The organism is Desertivirga arenae (assembly GCF_017355785.1).
GTDB classification, from domain to species: Bacteria; Bacteroidota; Bacteroidia; order Sphingobacteriales; family Sphingobacteriaceae; genus Desertivirga; species Desertivirga arenae.
In genome coordinates this window covers 981064-999438 of record NZ_JAFEWE010000001.1, presented here as the reverse complement: position 1 = coordinate 999438, position 18375 = coordinate 981064, and the positions used below count along the sequence as shown (strand labels likewise).

The 18375-nt window shown below is 40.4% G+C and carries 9 protein-coding genes; 8 read left to right on the top strand and 1 reads right to left on the bottom strand.

The window, feature by feature from the left end; genetic code table 11:
• From J4N24_RS03905 to J4N24_RS03870, 8 genes are all read left to right on the top strand, one after another.
• Complete coding sequence (locus J4N24_RS03905) at positions 1–1185, top strand: chondroitinase-B domain-containing protein (RefSeq protein WP_207532310.1); 1185 nt, start codon at positions 1–3, stop codon at positions 1183–1185.
• Between the two features lie 130 nt (positions 1186–1315).
• The gene (locus J4N24_RS03900) at positions 1316–3238 is read left to right on the top strand and encodes a 7TM diverse intracellular signaling domain-containing protein (RefSeq protein ID WP_207532309.1); all 1923 of its coding nucleotides are present in this window, start codon (positions 1316–1318) and stop codon (positions 3236–3238) included.
• A gap of 585 nt (positions 3239–3823) precedes the next feature.
• Positions 3824–7009: a SusC/RagA family TonB-linked outer membrane protein gene (locus tag J4N24_RS03895; RefSeq protein WP_207532308.1), complete on the top strand. Its 3186-nt coding sequence runs from the start codon at positions 3824–3826 to the stop codon at positions 7007–7009.
• Between the two features lies 1 nt (position 7010).
• The gene (locus tag J4N24_RS03890) at positions 7011–8765 is read left to right on the top strand and encodes a RagB/SusD family nutrient uptake outer membrane protein (RefSeq protein ID WP_207532307.1); all 1755 of its coding nucleotides are present in this window, start codon (positions 7011–7013) and stop codon (positions 8763–8765) included.
• Positions 8766–8794: 29 nt separating this feature from the next.
• A complete protein-coding gene (locus J4N24_RS03885) occupies positions 8795–11845 on the top strand; it encodes a SusC/RagA family TonB-linked outer membrane protein (RefSeq protein WP_207532306.1) in 3051 nt (1016 codons plus the stop codon).
• A gap of 17 nt (positions 11846–11862) precedes the next feature.
• On the top strand, positions 11863–13605 hold the full coding sequence (locus J4N24_RS03880; protein WP_207532305.1) for a RagB/SusD family nutrient uptake outer membrane protein: 1743 nt from the start codon (positions 11863–11865) through the stop codon (positions 13603–13605).
• Between the two features lie 62 nt (positions 13606–13667).
• Positions 13668–15968 (top strand): glycoside hydrolase family 3 N-terminal domain-containing protein, encoded by a 2301-nt coding sequence (locus tag J4N24_RS03875; protein WP_207532304.1) that lies wholly within the window; start codon positions 13668–13670, stop codon positions 15966–15968.
• 188 nt (positions 15969–16156) lie between these two features.
• Positions 16157–17248, top strand: a complete 1092-nt coding sequence (locus tag J4N24_RS03870; protein WP_207532303.1) for an alginate lyase family protein — start codon at positions 16157–16159, stop codon at positions 17246–17248.
• Between the two features lies 1 nt (position 17249).
• Here J4N24_RS03870 and J4N24_RS03865 read toward each other — a convergent pair whose 3' ends face one another.
• Positions 17250–18374, bottom strand: a complete 1125-nt coding sequence (locus J4N24_RS03865; protein ID WP_207532302.1) for a glycoside hydrolase family 18 protein — start codon at positions 18372–18374, stop codon at positions 17250–17252.
• Between the last annotated feature and the right edge of the window lies 1 nt (position 18375).

The window sequence follows — 18375 nt, the reverse complement described above, 5'->3', positions numbered from 1 at the left end:
ATGGAAAGAAGATTTAAGTATCAGCTGATACTATTGTTTGCAGTATTTTATTTTGGTAGCTTAAATGCCAAAGAGTACAAGGTAGCCTCGCAGCAAGAGTTTGAGGCCGCGGCAGCTAAGGCAAAGCCGGGAGATGTCATTACAATAAAAAATGGAGAGTACCATGGCTGGGCTACTAAGGTAAATCTTAACGGTAGTGCTAAGAGGCCTATTGTTATTCGTGCTGAAAGGAGGGGAGAGGTAGTTTTTGCCGGGGAATTCTCTGCCCCTATATTTCATCTTCGCACAAAGTACACAGTTATTCGGGATATCAACTTTAAGAATTGTACTCTTTTTAAATCAGAAGGAAAGAACGGCCTTTTAATCCAACTTGATGACTCTGAGAATTCGCGAATAAGTTCCTGCATTTTCGAAAACAACAGGGTAATGGTCCAAAATATGTCTTTGATCATTATTTCCGGAAATGGAAAGAACAATGAAGTGGATAGTTGTAGTTTTTTAAATAACAAAGATGCGCAGGATTTGAAAGTTCAGATCACACGCGAAACTTGTCCTCAAAATACCCTTATACAAAATAACCTTTGGCGTGATAAACAAAAGGTGAGCTGGAAGAATTTGAATGGGGGAGAATGTGTCCAGATTGGTCAGGAGCCGGTTTTGTTAGGAACAATTAAGGCAAATGCAACAGTTCGGGAGAATACTTTTATTAGGTGTAATGGAGAGGCCGAGGTGATCAGTAACAAGAGTTCGAATAATAAGTATATAAGAAATTATCTGGAAGATTGCGATGGTGAAATAGTAATGCGTGGCGGTCATAATTGTCTGATAGATAGTAATATTATAAAGGGCGGAAACAGCGGAATCCGGCTAAGCGGAACGGAACATATAGTTTTAAACAACCAACTATCAGGAGTAAAAATAGCTATCAGACTACTTTATGGCGCCGGTAAAGGGAAGATGGAAACTGGTTTTTATGTCGCTCCCAGTAATTGCGTCATTAAAACCAATCAGATCAGAGATTGTGAAACGGGTATTTTAGTAGGTGATAGCAAGAATATTGATCTGACCGGAAGATTTGACCCAGCCCGGTATCCTTCTCCGCTGCAGCAGAACATTGCCCCGTTTGACAATAAGATCGAGAGCAATACATTTAAGAATGTAAAGCAAGAAGTTATTTGGAACTAAAAGTATTCAAAATTTACTTGCTTCTGTACGCTAAAAATTGATACTTTAGCTCAATATCCAATTAATCAATTCTGAAACCAATAGGTAGGGTTTAGCTAATCAAATTTCATTCAAGGGATAGAACGAAAAGATGCGTGAGTGTAATGTATTTATTAAAAATGCAATAGATAATATTGTGAGACTTTTATTGTCTCTTTTGCTGATTCTTGTTTCTGTTTCAGTGTTCTCCCAGCCTGCAGTTCAGATCAGAGATTCTGTTCCTCAACATATCTTTTCATACAAAGAGATTGAGCAGCTGGAAGATCCTTCTACCCTCCTTAAAATAGCTGACGTTGTAAAGTTTGAAAGTAGATTCACACCCAGTGCTGTTTATACGCCTAAAGCATTCAACCTGAATTCTGCATATTGGTACCGAATAAAGGTTAAGTTCTCTCCCAGGTCAGAGCAGCAATGGCTGCTGGAATTCTTTGACCAGACCATAGATGATATTACTCTTTTTGAGCCGATAGGTAATGGAAAGTTTAAAATATCGCGCTTCGGCGATAAGTACAAATTTTCGAACAGGCAGTATACCCATAAAAACTTTACTTACAATCTTTCTAATACCACATCTGAAGAAAAGGTATTCTATATAAGGGTGCAGTCAACACAGGCAGCAAGTGTTATCGTTGTGCTCCGCAGCTTCAAATGGTTCTCGGAATATGCCACAGAAGAATACCTTTTCTTCGGGCTTTTCTATGGAATGATCGCTGTTTTTGGATTCTACAATTTACTTATGTTTTTTGCTGTAAAGCAGAAGCAGTATTTGTACTATGTTCTGTATAATCTAAGTATAGGATTGTATGAAATGTGTGTAGACGGAATAGCCTTCCAGTACCTCTGGCCGAACAATCCCATTTTAAATAATTACTCTTATGGAATAGCATTGTATCTAAGCAGTGTTTGTGGCCTCCTCTTTTCTCTTAATTTCTTATATCTCAAAAGTAAATCGCCGGTTCTATATAAAACTGTTCTAATTGTTATAGGTCTTCGCACCTTGTTCTTTGTAATATGTCTTTTTGATACCAGGCTGTTTACTTATAAATTAGTTGAGATACTACCGCTAATTGTGGCCCTTTATTCCGGAATCACGGTCTGGAAAAAAGGATATAAGCCTGCCCGCTTCTTTGTGGTCGGTTACAGTTTCCTTCTTTTAGGGTTTGTCACCAAAATACTTGTTCTATTAAATGTAAGCTGGTTACCATATGGTCCCGTTACTCACTACAGTCTCAGCTTTTGCTTTGTTGTAGAGATGGTGTTAGTGTCTTTCGCTATCGGTGATAACATCCGGCACCTTAGGAAGCGTAAAGACAAGGCACAGAAGAGAATGATCTATCAGTTGCAGGTTAATGAAAAATTGAAGGATACCCTGAACAGTGAATTAACAACTTTGGTAGACCAGCGCACCAGGGAGGTTGTGGAAAAAGCTAAGATCATTGAGCAAAAAAATGAAGAACTGTCAGCTGTGAATGTGCTTTTACAGCAACAAGCTGAAGAAATATCCAGAATGAACCTGCTTCTGGAAAAGGACAATCAGGAGCTTACAGTAAGTATAGAAAAAGTAACAAGGGCAAGGGTAATGTCTCAGGAGGTAGATTTTGAGGAGTTCTCCAAGATTTATCCTGACCGGGAGACGTGTTTTAAGTACCTCTCAGATTTGAAATGGACCAAAGGTTATAGTTGCCGTAAATGTGGGAACACAAATTTCCATGAAGGACAATTACCTTATAGCCGGCGTTGTACTAAATGTCGATACGAGGAATCAGTTATTGCCAATACCATTTTCCAGAACAGTAGAATTCCAATTAATAAAGCTTTTTACATGCTGTTCCTTGTGTACTCCACCAAGGGTAAAATTTCGTCGCACAAACTCTCAGAGATACTCTCCATCAGGCAAAGTACCTGCTGGGCATATGGCAGCAAAATGAAAAAAGTTATGGATGAGCGCAAGCGTGAGCTGAAGAATGCAGGTGAGAAAGGTTGGAGTAAGCTGGTGCTTGAAGTAGTTGAGTAGTAAAGCTTCGAATTTTAATGTTATTTCCACTTTACAGGCCCTGGATTTTCTGTCCCGGGCTTTATTTTTCTCATTAGTAAAAGAAAAAAAGGGTCTCTCTCGTACTCAATTAGGCGCGTTTTCTGTTCTTTTCATACTAATCTTTAGTTAGGGTAGCAGTGTCCCGGAAACAGTTAAAAATAATTGAAAATTCTTTAGTGTTATCTAAGCGTATCGCTACACTCCACGCTATTAACCTATATCTGGTATTTGTTGCTCAAAATCAAGTATTAACAGTAAATGTTACCCGTTAGTAAAGCGTATCAATTACTTTGTAAGTATCTATTTATCAGGAACTTATCTTGTTTTTTTAAATTAAAACCCTTTAACTTTACAGCACCAATTAGAGTTTAGAACAAGCATTTATTCAAAATGAGGATTACCTAAAGTAGAAGGAATAAAGAGGGTGAAGAGCGCAACAAGGTTGCATGCTTCAAAGAAGTTAACACACTTATTCAAACCAATTATCAACCGTACTGAACCATTAATACTAAAGAGTTGGCTTTCTATTAATTGACGGTCCGGTGCAAAAAAAATTATAATTACATGGACAAACTTTACTATTCTCCGGGAAAAGAATTTGATAATAAGTTCAGGTATATCAAACAGTTAAAATCCTTTGTTTTGCTGTTTTTATTTACCATTGGTTTTATGCTTTCAGCTTTAGCTCAGAGCGTAGTAACCGGTACTGTTACAGATTCAAAAGGAGAACCGCTTCCAGGTGTTAGTGTGAAGGTTAAAGGCGCACAGACTGGAGCAACTACCGATTTAAATGGGAAATTTACGTTGAGGGGGGCTACGCCTTCTAATGTTGTGGTTTTCAGCTTTATTGGCTTTAAATCACAAGAAGTAGCTGTTGGCGCAAAGACAGTGATCGATGTAAAATTAACCGATAATACAACGGATCTGGAAGAAGTGGTAGTTGTTGGGTACGGTACGCAAAAGAAGGCTACCCTAACAGGAGCTATTTCCAGTATTAACAGTCAGGAAATATTAAAATCACCAACTGCAAACCCAACTAATAGTCTTATTGGAAAACTTCCCGGCTTGCAAGCAATTCAAACCAGTGGTCAACCTGGCGCAGATGCAGCAACTTTACGCATCCGTGGTATTGCAACTACTGGAAATTCAAATGCGATAGTGGTTGTTGACGGAATTGAACGACCTGGTTTTGGCGATATTGATCCTAATGAAATTGAAACCATCTCCATTCTTAAAGATGCATCCTCAACGGCAGTTTACGGTATACGCGGAGCCAATGGTGTAATTGTTATCACAACAAAGGGAGGAAAAATAGGTACTCCCCGCGTTTCTTATACAGGCAATGTGAGTCTGCAAACTTATACCGGAATTCCGCGCGGTTTGGATGCTTACAACAATGCATCTCTTCTTAACGAAGCTTATGTTAATGACCAGAAAGCAGCTCCATTTACAGACGAAGAACTTCAGAAGTTTAAGGACGGATCTGATCCCTACGGATACCCGGATGTACAATGGTTTGATTATTTAACACGTAAATACTATCCGCAAACCCAACATAATGTGAATATAAGCGGGGGGACTAAAATTGCCAAGTACTTCGTATCTGCAGGGTATTTATTTCAGGATGGTATTTTCAAAAAGTTTGATTCTCCCTATGGAATCAATACAGTTCCGAATTACAATAGATATAATTTCCGGTCTAATCTAGATTTTAATCTAAGTAAGGATATAACTTTTGGTATAAAGTTAGGTGGCCGTTTTGATAAACGTTACCAACCCTCAGGATTGCGTTCAAGTTCAGCCTTTTCCTATGATACTATGGAAGGAATGATCTCAAGGATCCTGCAAACACCTTCTTATGCATTTCCTGTAACTCTTCCGGACGGAAGAATTGCTCAAAATGCAGATGTAGGAACTAATATCTGGAATCCATATGCAGTGCTTACAAGATTCGGTACAAGGACAGATACCCGCAACGCCATCGAAAGTACGTTTAATATTAACTGGAAGCTGGATAAAGTAACCAGAGGTCTTTCCTTTAAGACAAACTTCGGTTATGATGCCTATTATCTTAATACTGCAAGAAGGAATGCTAACTGGGCCGCTTACCGGTGGGACCGTCGCACGGGCCAAATCAGCTTATCAACCGATACACGGCAGCGTGATGAGCCTTTGGGTGCAATCGTAACCAATGATTACACACCTATTTCAGGGGATATCAATTCCAATTTGCAAGTAGGCTTTAACTATGAAAAGAGTATTAAAAAGCATAGTCTTACTGCATTGCTATTGGGCACAAGGCAGCTTTTGAGAACTAATACAGGTGCTGATATCTTTCAGTCTCCACCAAGGGCTATGCAAGGCCTCGTTAATCGGATCACCTATAACTACGCAGATAAGTACTATTTCGAGTTCAATGCTTCGTATAACGGTTCCGAAAACTTTATGAAAGGCCGTCAGTACGGTTTCTTCCCTGCCGGATCATTTGGTTGGACACTAACTAATGAGCCTTTTATGAAGAAGGTTGAATGGCTCAGCTATTTAAAGGTTAGGGGAAGTTATGGACAGGTAGGTAGCGATAATATAGGCGGTAGAAGATTTTTGTTTCTAACAAGTTACACGAATGGTGGAACTAATTTTGGTGGACCAGGCAACTCGGTTCAATTTGGTTCGCCTCAGTCGCCAACCAATTATCCAATCACCTGGATTTCGCCAGACAATATTGGTAATGAGCTATTGACATGGGAAAGAAGCACCAAGCGAAATATTGGTTTGGAAAGCCGGTTCTTCGAGGGTGCTTTGAAATTTAATGTCGATATCTTCGATGAGGCAAGAAAAAATATCCTTATCGAGGCTAAGAGAGGCCTACTTTCATTCGGTCACAAATATCCACTGCTGAATAATGGCGAGGTCTATAACAAGGGATATGAGGTGGAATTGGACTACGAAAGAAAGACAGGGGAGTTAACATTAGGTATTAATGGTCAATTGTCTTTTGCGAAAAATGTGGTACGAAATTTTGATGAACCAGAGGGGACACCGGATAGATTAAAAGTAGAGGGAAAGCCGGTTAATCAATTTATTGGTTACGTAACTGATGGTTTTTATACTTCCATTGAGGATATTAATAATTCGGTAAAACCTCAGGGAGCTGTCCCCGGACAAAGTATAATTCCGGGTGATCTTAAATTCAAAGATCTGGATGGCGATGGAGTTATTACGTCTGAAGACAGACAACCTATTGGCTACTCGAGTAATCCGGAATATATATACAGCTTTACACCAAGGGCTTCCTGGAAAGGGGTATCACTATCTGTTTTATTTCAGGGAGCAGCCCATGTAAGTTCAAATCTAATCCTGAACGAGCAAAATAATGGTCAGCAAATGTATCCCGTTCAACTGGAACGTTGGACTCCTGAAACTGCGTCTACTGCTACCTGGCCTGCACTCCATTCCAGAGGCTATACGGGTTTAAACTATGCTCTTAATGATTTTATCCTTCAAAATTCAGCTTACCTGAAAATAAGGAATGTCGAACTAGCGTGGACTGTACCATCCAGATGGACAGACAGGATGAAGATCAGAGGTATAAGAATATTCGCAAACGGGCAGAATTTGTACACATGGACAAAGTTCAGAATGTATGTGGATCCTGAGAATTTAAATACGGTAAATCAGGCCTTCCCACTACAGGCACTTTACCCTTCTTCACGAGTGTATAATCTAGGTTTAAATATTAATCTTCAATAGGATGATTTTTGGTAAAAGATATATAGCAGCTCTTTTGTCTCTAGCTTTAATACAGGGAGCCTGCAAAAAAGATTTTCTTAATAGGGCCCCTGGAATTGAGCTGAATGATGAAAAGGTATTTGGAGATGCTGTTCAGGCTGCCAGATATGCAGATGAAGCATACAACTATCTCATCAATGACTATGTACGATTTAATGCCTACCGTGGAGCTACATCTCAGGCCTCAGATGAAGCGGTAAGCGGAAATTCAGAAAATACAGTAGTTACACTAAATAAAGGTCGCTATCACGATCATGCTGTAGCTGCCTCCCTTAATGATATACGTGACGTTTGGGAAAGGTCGTACCAGGGAATAGCTATAGCTAATAAAATGCTTGAAAATATCGATAAGGTCCCTCAACAAACAGCAGAGCAGCAGGGGATTTTTAGGCCTAAAAGGGTAAGAGGAGAGATGCATTTTGTAAGAGCTTTGTGCTATTTTGAATTACTTAAACGCTTTGGTGGAGTGCCCCTTATGGACAAGGTTTACACTGTAAATGATGATGTGGACCTGCCGAGGGCGACGGTGGAGGAGACCGTTAACTTTATTCTTTCTGATTTAAAGCTAGCTGTAAACGAGTTGGGAATGGATACCGATCCGGAGTATGGTTCATCAAATTATGGACGAGCTACCAAAGGAGCGGCTTCAGCACTGGTGTCAAGAGTGCTGTTATATGCTGCAAGTCCTGTAAACAATCCTACTAACGATAAAGCTAAGTGGAAATTAGCTGCAGATTCAGCAAAAGGACTTATAGACAAGGGCTGGTATTCCTTACAGGCTAGTTATAGTAATATATTAAATGTTCCTGAATCTCCTGAATATATAATGATTAAGGTGAGAGGAAACCGTCCTATTGCAGGTATGTTTCAAGACTTCTCTATGTCTCCAGCATCGGGCGGGCAACAAGGACAGATGAATCCAACCCAGAATCATGTGGATATGTATGAGATGGCAGCAACTGCAAAACTGCCCGCCGAGACTGGATCTGGTTATAACGCACAGTCTCCATATACTGGCCGAGACCCACGATTCTATGCGAATATATTATATAATAATGCAGACTGGCAGGGTAAGAAAATTGAAACCTGGCGCCAAACTACCGTTGTGAACGGCAAAGAGCAAACCACTTATGGAAAGGACGCTGGTACCGATATCAAGTTCACGGCTACAAGCTACTATTGTAAGAAATACTGGCCCGAAGTTTATTCAACCAATGGTGGTACTCAAACCCTCTTAAATTATATCTACTTCCGCTACGCTGAAATACTATTGAATTATGCAGAGGCTTTGAATGAGGCAGAAGGCCCCGGATCTGATCTTTCCAAAAATAGTATTCTGGGTGCTGTAAACCAGATAAGAGCACGAGTAAATATGCCAGCTCTTCAGACAGATAATCCTGCGGGCGTTGGATATGTTGAAAGAACTCAGGAAGCCTTTAGATCCAGGATCAGGCATGAAAGAGCTATAGAGCTTGCTTTCGAAGACCATCGCTGGTACGATATCATGCGCTGGAAAATTGGTGTCGAAACTATAAATACACCCATGTATAGAATGGATGTGGTAAAGAATGCAAATGGATCCTTTACTTATACGAAAGCCCTGTTAGGGGATGCTTTTCAGAAGATTTTTGAAGACAGACAACACCGGTACCCTGTTCCGAGAACGGAGATCTATAAAAGTAAAGGTATCCTTAAGCAAAATCCTGGGTGGGAGTAATAATTCATATAATTAGATCAACATTCTTTATGAGACTTAATCTAAAAAGATTTTTAATGCTCCTGCTATTTATTCTGGCAGGATCCGTATCAATATTTGCACAGAAGCCTGATCAAAACATTACTATAAATGGGGTAGTGGTAGATCAAAATAAGAGGCCTCTCGCAGGAGTGAATATTTCTGTGCAAGAATCAAAATCCAAGAGTTTAAATACAGGAGCGGAGGGGCTTTTCGCTATCACCTGTACTTCAAGTGATGCCATTGTTTTTCAATTAGCAGGATATCGTACTTTAATAAAGCCGGCGGCTGAACTTAAAGATGCAACAATTATCCTTGAACGTTCACTTTTGTATGCCGGAGATCAGGATAATGTTTACATCCCCTTTGGAGTCCGGAAGAAAAGGCAGGTAAGTGCCACCATTAGTTCGATTGATGGAGATCAGCTACCTCAACTTCCTTCATCATCACTAAATACGGTTCTTTCGGGTCGTGTGTCAGGTTTATACATCTATCAGAATGGGTCGCAACAGCCTGGCTATGATGTCTCTTCATTTATGATCCGTGGTCGTTCTTCCTATAATAATAATCAGGAGCCGCTTGTTCTTGTGGACGGGGTTGCACGTGCTTTTGAAGCAATGGATCCTAATGAAATTGAAAGTATTAGTGTTTTGAAGGATGCAGCGTCATTGTCATGGTATGGAATGTACGGAGCCAATGGTATTATCTATGTTAAAACCAAACGTGGTTCTGCTACTCAAACCAGGGTTACTGTAGATGCTCAGAACGGCTGGCAAACACCTATGCAAATAGCTCAGCCACTTGATTCTTATACATTTGCAAGCCTTTATAATGAGGCCCAGATCAACAGCGGTAGTAGTCCAACTTATAGCGATGCTACACTTGCTGCCTATAGGGATCCATCTTCTAACCCCTATTTATATCCTAATAACAATTTTGTAGACCGTTTTACAAAAGACATTACCCCAGTTCAACGATATATTGGAACGGTAAGCGGAGGAAACGCCTTTATCAAGTACTATACCATGATAAGCTACCTTAACCAGGCTGGTTTTTATCAAGGCGCAGAGAACCCCTTGTATGATGCCAATACAAACTTTAAGCGTTATAATTTGAGAACTAATCTGGATCTGCATGTAAATAAGTCGTTGGATGTTAGTTTAGATGTAGGCGGACGGATCACAAACCTCAGATTCCCGAGAGTAGGGACATCAAGCATCCTTTCTGCTATTTATAGTACTCCGGCAAATGCCTTTCCCGTATTGAATGAAGACGGTACTTACGGTGGGACTTCCAATTTTCAGTCGAATAACCCCCTGGCAATGCTTCAGGCTGGAGGTGTGAGTACAGATGTGGGTAGAAATATGCTCGCAACCATTAACGTGCGTCAGAAACTGGGTTCTATAATTGATGGATTAAGTTTAAATGCCTTATACTCCTACGATGTTAGAGGATTGTTCAGACATGGTTTTACTCAAACCTATGAGGTATATCAAAGAAATGATAATGGTAGCTATGCACGTTTTGGGAATGCAACTGTAGCTAACTATTCAGCAAATGAATTCAGGGAAAATTTTAGGAATAATGAGCTATGGATTGGGTTTGATTATGATAAAAGCTTTGGAGATCACAGTTTTAACTTCTCAAACAGGTTTAACCGAACTGTTGCTACAACATTCCTCGCCCTGGATGAAAAAAGAGAAGGAATTTCTAACCGGCTAACCTACGGATATAAACAACGTTACTTCATTGACCTTATAGGTTCTTATTACGGATCAGAGAATTTTAAGCCGGGTAAGCGATACGGTTTCTTTCCAGCATTCTCTGCTGGCTGGATAGTGTCGGATGAAAACTTTATGAAATCGGCTTCTTTCCTTGATTATTTAAAGTTAAGAGGAAGTTACGGGTTGATGGGCAGTGATGCTCTGGGACTTTCAAGGAGGTTTTCCTTCAACAGTACCTGGAATAGAGGTGGTACAGGATACAATTTTGGTACAGGATTCAACGGCGCTAATGGTTCTACAGAACGTACACTTGGAAACGAGAATCTGACTTGGGAGAAGGTGAAAAAAGCAAGCTTAGGTTTTGATAGTCAGTTATTCAAACAAGCACTATCACTTTCGGCAGATTACTTTTATGAAAATAGGTCTGACCTGTTAACAGGGTCGTTACTACCTAATATATTAGGACAGTCTTTAGTAAATGTAAATGAAGGCGAAGGTGAATATCGGGGAGTTGAAGCCGACATAAATATTAATAAGAAGATTGGTAATTTAAACCTGAGCCTGTTTGGTAATTACACTTATACAAAGAGCAAAATTGTTTCAATTAATGAGAGTGCTGGTTTACCCGATTATCAGAAAAGAAAGGGGCACGCTATTTCAAGTGTTATTCAGGGGAACTCCTATGTTAACTCTTTCCTAAAGGCTGACGGGATCTTCCAAAACCAGGCAGAAATTGATAAGGCTCCTGTGCAACGATTTTCAAGAACGGTAAAGCCTGGGGATATCCGCTACAAGGACATCAACGGTGATAACGTAATTGATAATCTTGACTTTTCTGTAACTGATTACAATTTCGTACCGAAAGCTTTCTTTGGTTTTGGCGCTAATGCATCCTACAAAAGTTTTGATATTTCCTTCCTGTTTCAAGGTACTGAAGGACGGACTATTTCAATTAAAGACTTAGTTAACGCGGGTAGTAACAACACAGGTTATGTTAATCAGTTTAGTGTAAATCGCTGGACACCGGAAACTGCGGGAATAGCTGAATATCCTCGTTTAGCAATCGGAGACCGTGATAATAATACTCAAAATTCGGATTTCTGGCTTCGTTCGGGCGATTATTTGCGACTGAAGAATGCAGAGCTGGGTTATACCTTGCCAGCCTCTCTGACAAGCAGGATAAAATTGTCTACTTGCAGATTTTTTATAAGCGGTTTGAATCTGCTGACTTTTGACAAGCTGAAAGGGCTGGATTTAGATCCTGAATTACCCGATGCCGGATATTCTACTTACCCCTACATGCGCATCTACTCGATGGGCTTAAATGTTAAGTTTTAATATTAAGGATTGTAAAAATGAAAACGAAGATATTTTATACTCTTTTACTTGTAGTCGGAATTCTGGGAGTTTCCTGTAAAGATGACTTTCTGCAGGATGGAACTATTCCTGCGGACGGTGATGTAACTGAAGAACAATTCTGGAATCACGCTGACTGGTCGCGGAACTATCTGAATAATATTTATTCACATGTAGAACATAGGTTCAATGTATTGGGTGAATGGTCTCTGTTGGCAGATGCATCAGACGAAGCCGTGAGTTCAAATCCAAATAGTGATATCAGTATTTTTAACAATGGCACCTGGGGACCGGTTAGAACAGTTGATGATGTTTGGACTGATATGTATAGCGGAATTCGTAAGACTAATATTTTTCTTGAAAAAATCAAGACTGCTAACATTGTTCCTATGAATGGCCTCAGCTATGATGAGGATGTTAAAAGAATGCGCGGGCAGGCCTTTTTTCTCAGAGCTTTCTTCCTGTTTGAGCTCGTAAAGAGATACGGAAGTGCTGTTATCATAACCAGAGAGTTGAGTCCGGATGAAAATTTAAACCTGCCACGAAATTCTTTCGAAGAATGTGTTGCGCAAATTACCCTTGACTGTGACTCAGCAATTGCAAGATTACCGGTCTGGACAAAGGATTGGATGATTGGCGATCCTAATAATAATCCAAATACAGCTAATTACGGTAGGGCTACGCAAACTGCGGCAATGGCTTTAAAATCAAGGATATTGTTATACGCAGCAAGTCCTTTGTATAATCCATCCGGAGATCAAACTAAGTGGCAAAAGGCAGCAGATGTTGCTAAGGCAATTATGGATTTAAACAAACACAAGATCTTTAGTAGTTACGGCAATCTCTGGATGTGGAATACTGCTGCAAATCAGTACAATGATGAAGTTATCTTTGCAACCCAGACCTACAATGCAGCCGAGTTTGACAGGCAAAATGCGCCGGTAAGTTATGAGGGAGGACTTGGGCGCACCAATCCTACTCAAGAGCTTGTTGATGCTTTTGAAATGAAAACTACTGGCCGATTAATAACAGATCCATTGGCTGTTTACAGTGATGCAAATCCTTATTTAAACCGAGATCCAAGGCTCGGATTTTCAATCCTGTACAACGGACAAACCTATAAAACAACTACTCCTGCCTCTGTAGTTGAAACTTTTATTGGTGGAAAAGACGGAATTGGTGTAAATGTGAATGCCACAAAAACGGGTTATTACCTTCGTAAGTTTATGGACCCGGCTGCTTCATGGAATAGCAACCCTGTAGTTAATCGCCGCCGTCCATGGATCCTCTTCCGATATGCTGAAACACTTTTAAACTATGCAGAGGCATTGAATGAAGCACAGGGAGTTGCAGCCATGACTCAGGTATTGGGCGCAATAAACCAGATCAGGGCAAGAGCCGGTGTAGCAATGCCCGCACTGCAAACAACCAACCCTGCCGGGAACGGTTATGTAGCCCCAACCAAAGAAGCTATCAGAGCAAGAATACGTAATGAAAGACGTGTAGAGTTATGCTTTGAAGAGCATAGGTTTTTTGATGTTCGTCGCTGGAAAGAAGGTGAGACCTATTTTAATAAGCCTGTAACCGGGATGCGCATTACCAAAAATGCAAACGGTACGTTCAATTTCGAAAGGTTTAATGTAGAGAACAGAGTATTTACAGAGAAAAATTACTTGTTCCCTATTTCACAAAATGAATTAAACCGGGCACCGGCACTGGGCCAAAATAAAGGATATAACTAGTGTATGTACCTCTCATTGTTTCTATTAAACTATTAAAGATAATCCTGCAATTTTTGATAAATATGTTTAAAATAGCCTTCGTGAGCGATTGCTCAGTAGTGGGAAGGAGAGTGTTTAGAAGGTTCTTTAATACCTCTGGAAAAACTCTTTGCGGAGTAATTGTTTTCGCCCTTAAATTTAATGGGATTGTCTTTGCACAAGCACAATATGGTATCGATGCTAAAGTTGAAAGTCTTCTCGCTAGAATGACCCTTGAAGAGAAGGTTGGACAGCTTAACCAATATACCAGTGACCGTCTGGCAACGGGCCCTCTTACTGAAAACAGTACTAAATACAACGAAATTAAGGAAGGGAAAGTTGGCTCCATGCTGAATGTGCGCGGTGCCAAAGATACCCGGATGGTCCAGGAGCTGGCGCTCCAATCGCGATTGAAGATCCCTCTTTTATTCGGTTTGGATGTTATTCACGGCTATCGTGTTACATTTCCAATTCCATTGGCAGAAGCTGCAAGTTGGGATCTGAAGGCGATCGAGACTTCTGCCCGGGTTTCGGCAACAGAAGCTGCTGCAGCTGGTATTCACTGGACCTTTGCTCCGATGGTTGATATCTCTCGTGACCCCAGATGGGGCCGGGTAATGGAAGGAGCTGGAGAGGATACTTACCTTGGCTCTCTAATTGCCAGGGCAAGGGTAAGAGGATTCCAGGGCAAAGGTTTGGGTAGCACTGATGCGGTAATGGCCTGTGTGAAGCACTTCGCCGCTTATGGTGCCGCTATTGCTGGACGCGACTATAATACAGTCGACATGAGCGACAGGCTTTTATGGGAAACTTATTTGCCTCCTTTTAAAGCTGCTGCAGATGAGGGTGCAGCAACTTTTATGAATTCTTTTAATGATCTGAATGGTATCCCGGCAACGGGTAACAGCTATCTTCAAAGAGATATTCTAAAAGGAAAGTGGAATTTTAAAGGATTTATAGTAAGCGACTGGGGATCGATAAAGGAGATGGTGCCGCACGGCTTTGCTAAAGATAATTCAGATGCTGGGCGCCTTGCAATCAATGCCGGAAGTGATATGGATATGGAAAGTCGTAGCTATGTCACTAGCTTACCAAAACTAGTTAAGGAGGGTAAGGTGTCTGAAGCTTTGATCGATGATGCGGTGAGAAGAATTCTTCGTAAGAAGTATGAACTTGGCCTCTTTGAAGATCCATTTAGATTTAGTAGCGATAGCAGGGAGAAAAGGATACTGAACTCTGATGCAAATAGAAAGGCGGCCCGGGAAGTGGCAGAAAAGAGTATCGTTTTACTTAAGAACCAGAACCAGGTATTGCCGCTTTCGAAGAACCTTAAAAATATAGCAGTAATAGGTCCCCTGGCAAAGTCAAACGAAGACATGAAAGGCTTCTGGTCGGTAAAATGGGATAATGATCATCTGGTTTCCTTGTATGAAGGTCTGGAGAATAAAGTGGGCAAGCAAACAAAACTTCTGTATGCAAAAGGTTGTGGCATTTCAGATACTGCTTCCGCTGGTTTTGAAGAAGCGATTGAAGTGGCAAAGAAGGCAGATGTTGTAATCATGGCTGTTGGTGAAGCCTTTGACATGAGTGGTGAAGGAAAGAGCCGGGCAGAAATTAAACTACCAGGATGTCAGGAACAACTTATTAAAGCGGTAAAAGCCACCGGAAAACCCATGGTTGTATTGGTAATGGCCGGGCGTCCTTTGATTTTTAATTGGACCGCCGACAATGCTGATGCGATCATGTACACGTGGTGGTTGGGAAGCGAAGCTGGAAATGCTATTGCAAACGTGCTCTATGGCGACTATAATCCTGCAGGAAAACTTCCTATGACTTTTCCTCGCTCTGAAGGTCAGATCCCTCTCTTTTATAATTGCAAAAATACAGGCAGGCCGTCAATGAATGAGAATGATAAAACTTACAGATCAGTGTATATCGATCTGCCCAATACGCCAAAGTATGCCTTTGGTCACGGGTTAAGTTATACTACTTTTGCCTTAAGTGATTTGAAGCTTGATAAACAAAAGATGAAGTTATCAGACTCGATAATTGTAACAATGACATTGAAAAATACAGGGAAATATGCAGGCGAAGAGGTTGTCCAACTGTATATACAAGATCTTGTAGCCAGTGTAACCAGACCTGTTAAGGAATTGAAGGACTTCAGGAAACTCATGTTAAATCCAGGAGAAAGCAAAACAATCTCCTTTACCATCAATAAAGAAAAGTTAGCCTTTTATGATCAGCGGATGAATTGGAACGCCGAGCCGGGCGAGTTTAAACTGATGATTGGTTCAGCTTCAGATAATTTACCACTTCAGAACAAGTTTGAATTGGTAGAATAATTTTCCAATAATTACTATTTACCGCAAGGTTCAGAGAGGGAAGCAGAGTAAAATGATTAAATTGGTTCAACTGCGTATTCTTATGATAAGCATATCTGTGCCCTTTCTGATCTTGTTGGTAATAATGCTTCAATTCCCGGATCAAAGTCTGTAAAATTCTGTTTTAAAAATCAATTACCAGCCATTCGATGAGAAATATCCTAGCACTATTACTTTTATTCCCTTTAGCTCAATTAAATGCTCAAGATGTAAGTTTTAGAAAAGTTGAACTGAAGTTGTTGAAAAAGGAGTTGAAGAATAATCCCAAAGCCAGGGATATAGTTAAGGAATTTGAAAGCAGGGCTGAAAAAGCATTAACGGATGCACCAGACCCGATTAAACTGATTCAATCCCAGGGACTTCTAATGGGGAACCCTGCGAAGATGTCCAGCTTGAAATCATTGGGAGATGTGAATAAGATATTCGCTCTCTCACTTATGTACAGACTTAAGGGAGAAAGAAAATATCTAAACAAAGCGGTGGAATTTTTAAAAGCCTGGGCCCGTGAAAATAAGCCTGATGGAAATCCTATAAATGAAACCAAATTGGAGGATCTGGTATTCGGATATGATTTGATAAGAAAAGCCCTCAGTATTAACGATCGTAAACTAATTGATGCCTGGTTAGATGCAATGGCTACTGCTGAGGTTAATCATCCTTCCGGTAAAGGAAACAAGGGGACTGCCGTGAATAATTGGAATTCTCACCGGATTAAGATGATGACAATGATAAATTATGTGCTCAAAGAGGGTAAGTACGACAAAATAGTTGAGAATGAATTGAACAGGCAGTTAGAGGTGAATTTGAATCCTGACGGGTCTACACATGATTTTTACGAGCGAGATGCTTTGAATTACCATATCTTCAGTGTAGAGCCCTTGCTTAAAACAGCTATAGTAATTCAAAGAGCAACCGGTAAAAATTACTTTACCATCGAATCCTCCAAAGGGGGCTCAATCAAGAAATCTACTGATTTTCTGGTTCCTTTTATGACAGGTGCAAAAACACACAAGGAATTTCAAAACAGTAAGGTTGAGTTCGACAGACAACGCGCCAATAATAATGAAAAAGGATTCATTGTTGCTAATTTTATACCATCTAAAGGAGTTGTGGCATTGGTGACAGCCGATTACTTTGATCCAGCCTATTTAGAGGTGATAAAAAAGGCATCCGGTGATGAAGATTATATGGAATGGCAGTTGTTAGTAAATAAAGTACGAAGGAGGGCCGAAGGGAAATAGATCATTTCCCCAGCACCTTATTTATCTCACTTAATAAGTACCCTTTTTCATCATTGTCATACTCCCAGAACATCACTCCGGCCATTCCTTTTTCCAGTACATAATCACATTTGTGCTTTACAGACCATTCATTATCGTAGGTGATGAACAGCTGCGATTGATCATTATATAAATAAGGCGCTTTAGCTTCTTCGTCCCGATACTCTTTAAACCCGTTCTTATTTACCAGGCTATCTTTAATCTTTGAATAGCCATCCCCAAAGGTTTGTGAGGTGATTTTGCCTCCCAGGCCAATTTTGCTCTCGCCTGAAATCTTCATATTCCTTCCATAAAAGGCAATCCCCATAACAAGTTTATTGGTAGGTACTCCAGCGGCAACGTAGGCTTTGACAGCTTTATCTGCAGAGTTATCAGAGGGATTAAGCGAAGATGAAAATAAGTTGGTATGATGACCCGCCAATTTACTGGAATAAAAGTCGTAGGTCATAATGTTGACATAATCCAGGTATTGTTGCGCCTTAGCCATTTCGGTATTGTCAAGAAAAGATGCAAATCCGGCAGTGGCTGTTGTAAGGAGTAATTTCTTAGCGCTTTGTTTTTCCAGCATGTTCAGTTCCTCCCGTAGTACCGCGAACATCAACGTGTAATTTTGCTTATCTTCAGGGCGGTATAAATTTCCTGCTTCTCCAGCCATTCCCGGATATTCCCAGTCGATATCTACCCCATCGAGTTTGTATCCCCGCACAATATCTACTGCACTTTTAGCGAAAGCTCTGCGAGACGAGTCGGTTAAAACGGCATTTGAGAAGTTTTCACTCCAAGACCATCCTCCAATGGAAATTAGAATTTTTAGATCCTTATTTATACGTTTCAGCGCATTGAGGTTTTTGAAATTAACAGTGTCTGTCTTTTTATTTTCCAGAAAAGCCTTACCATCTTTAATATTTATGAAAGCATAATTTATATGGGTGATCTTAAGAGGCTCCATCTTCGAGGTGTCTATAAGTCCCTTGTATCCTCCTGCATATGCAATGATTACAGGTTTATCTATTCTTTGCTGTCCAAGAGCAAATTGAGCCAGAAATAGTATTAGAAGAGCAGGAAAATTTTTCTTTATTGTTTTCATG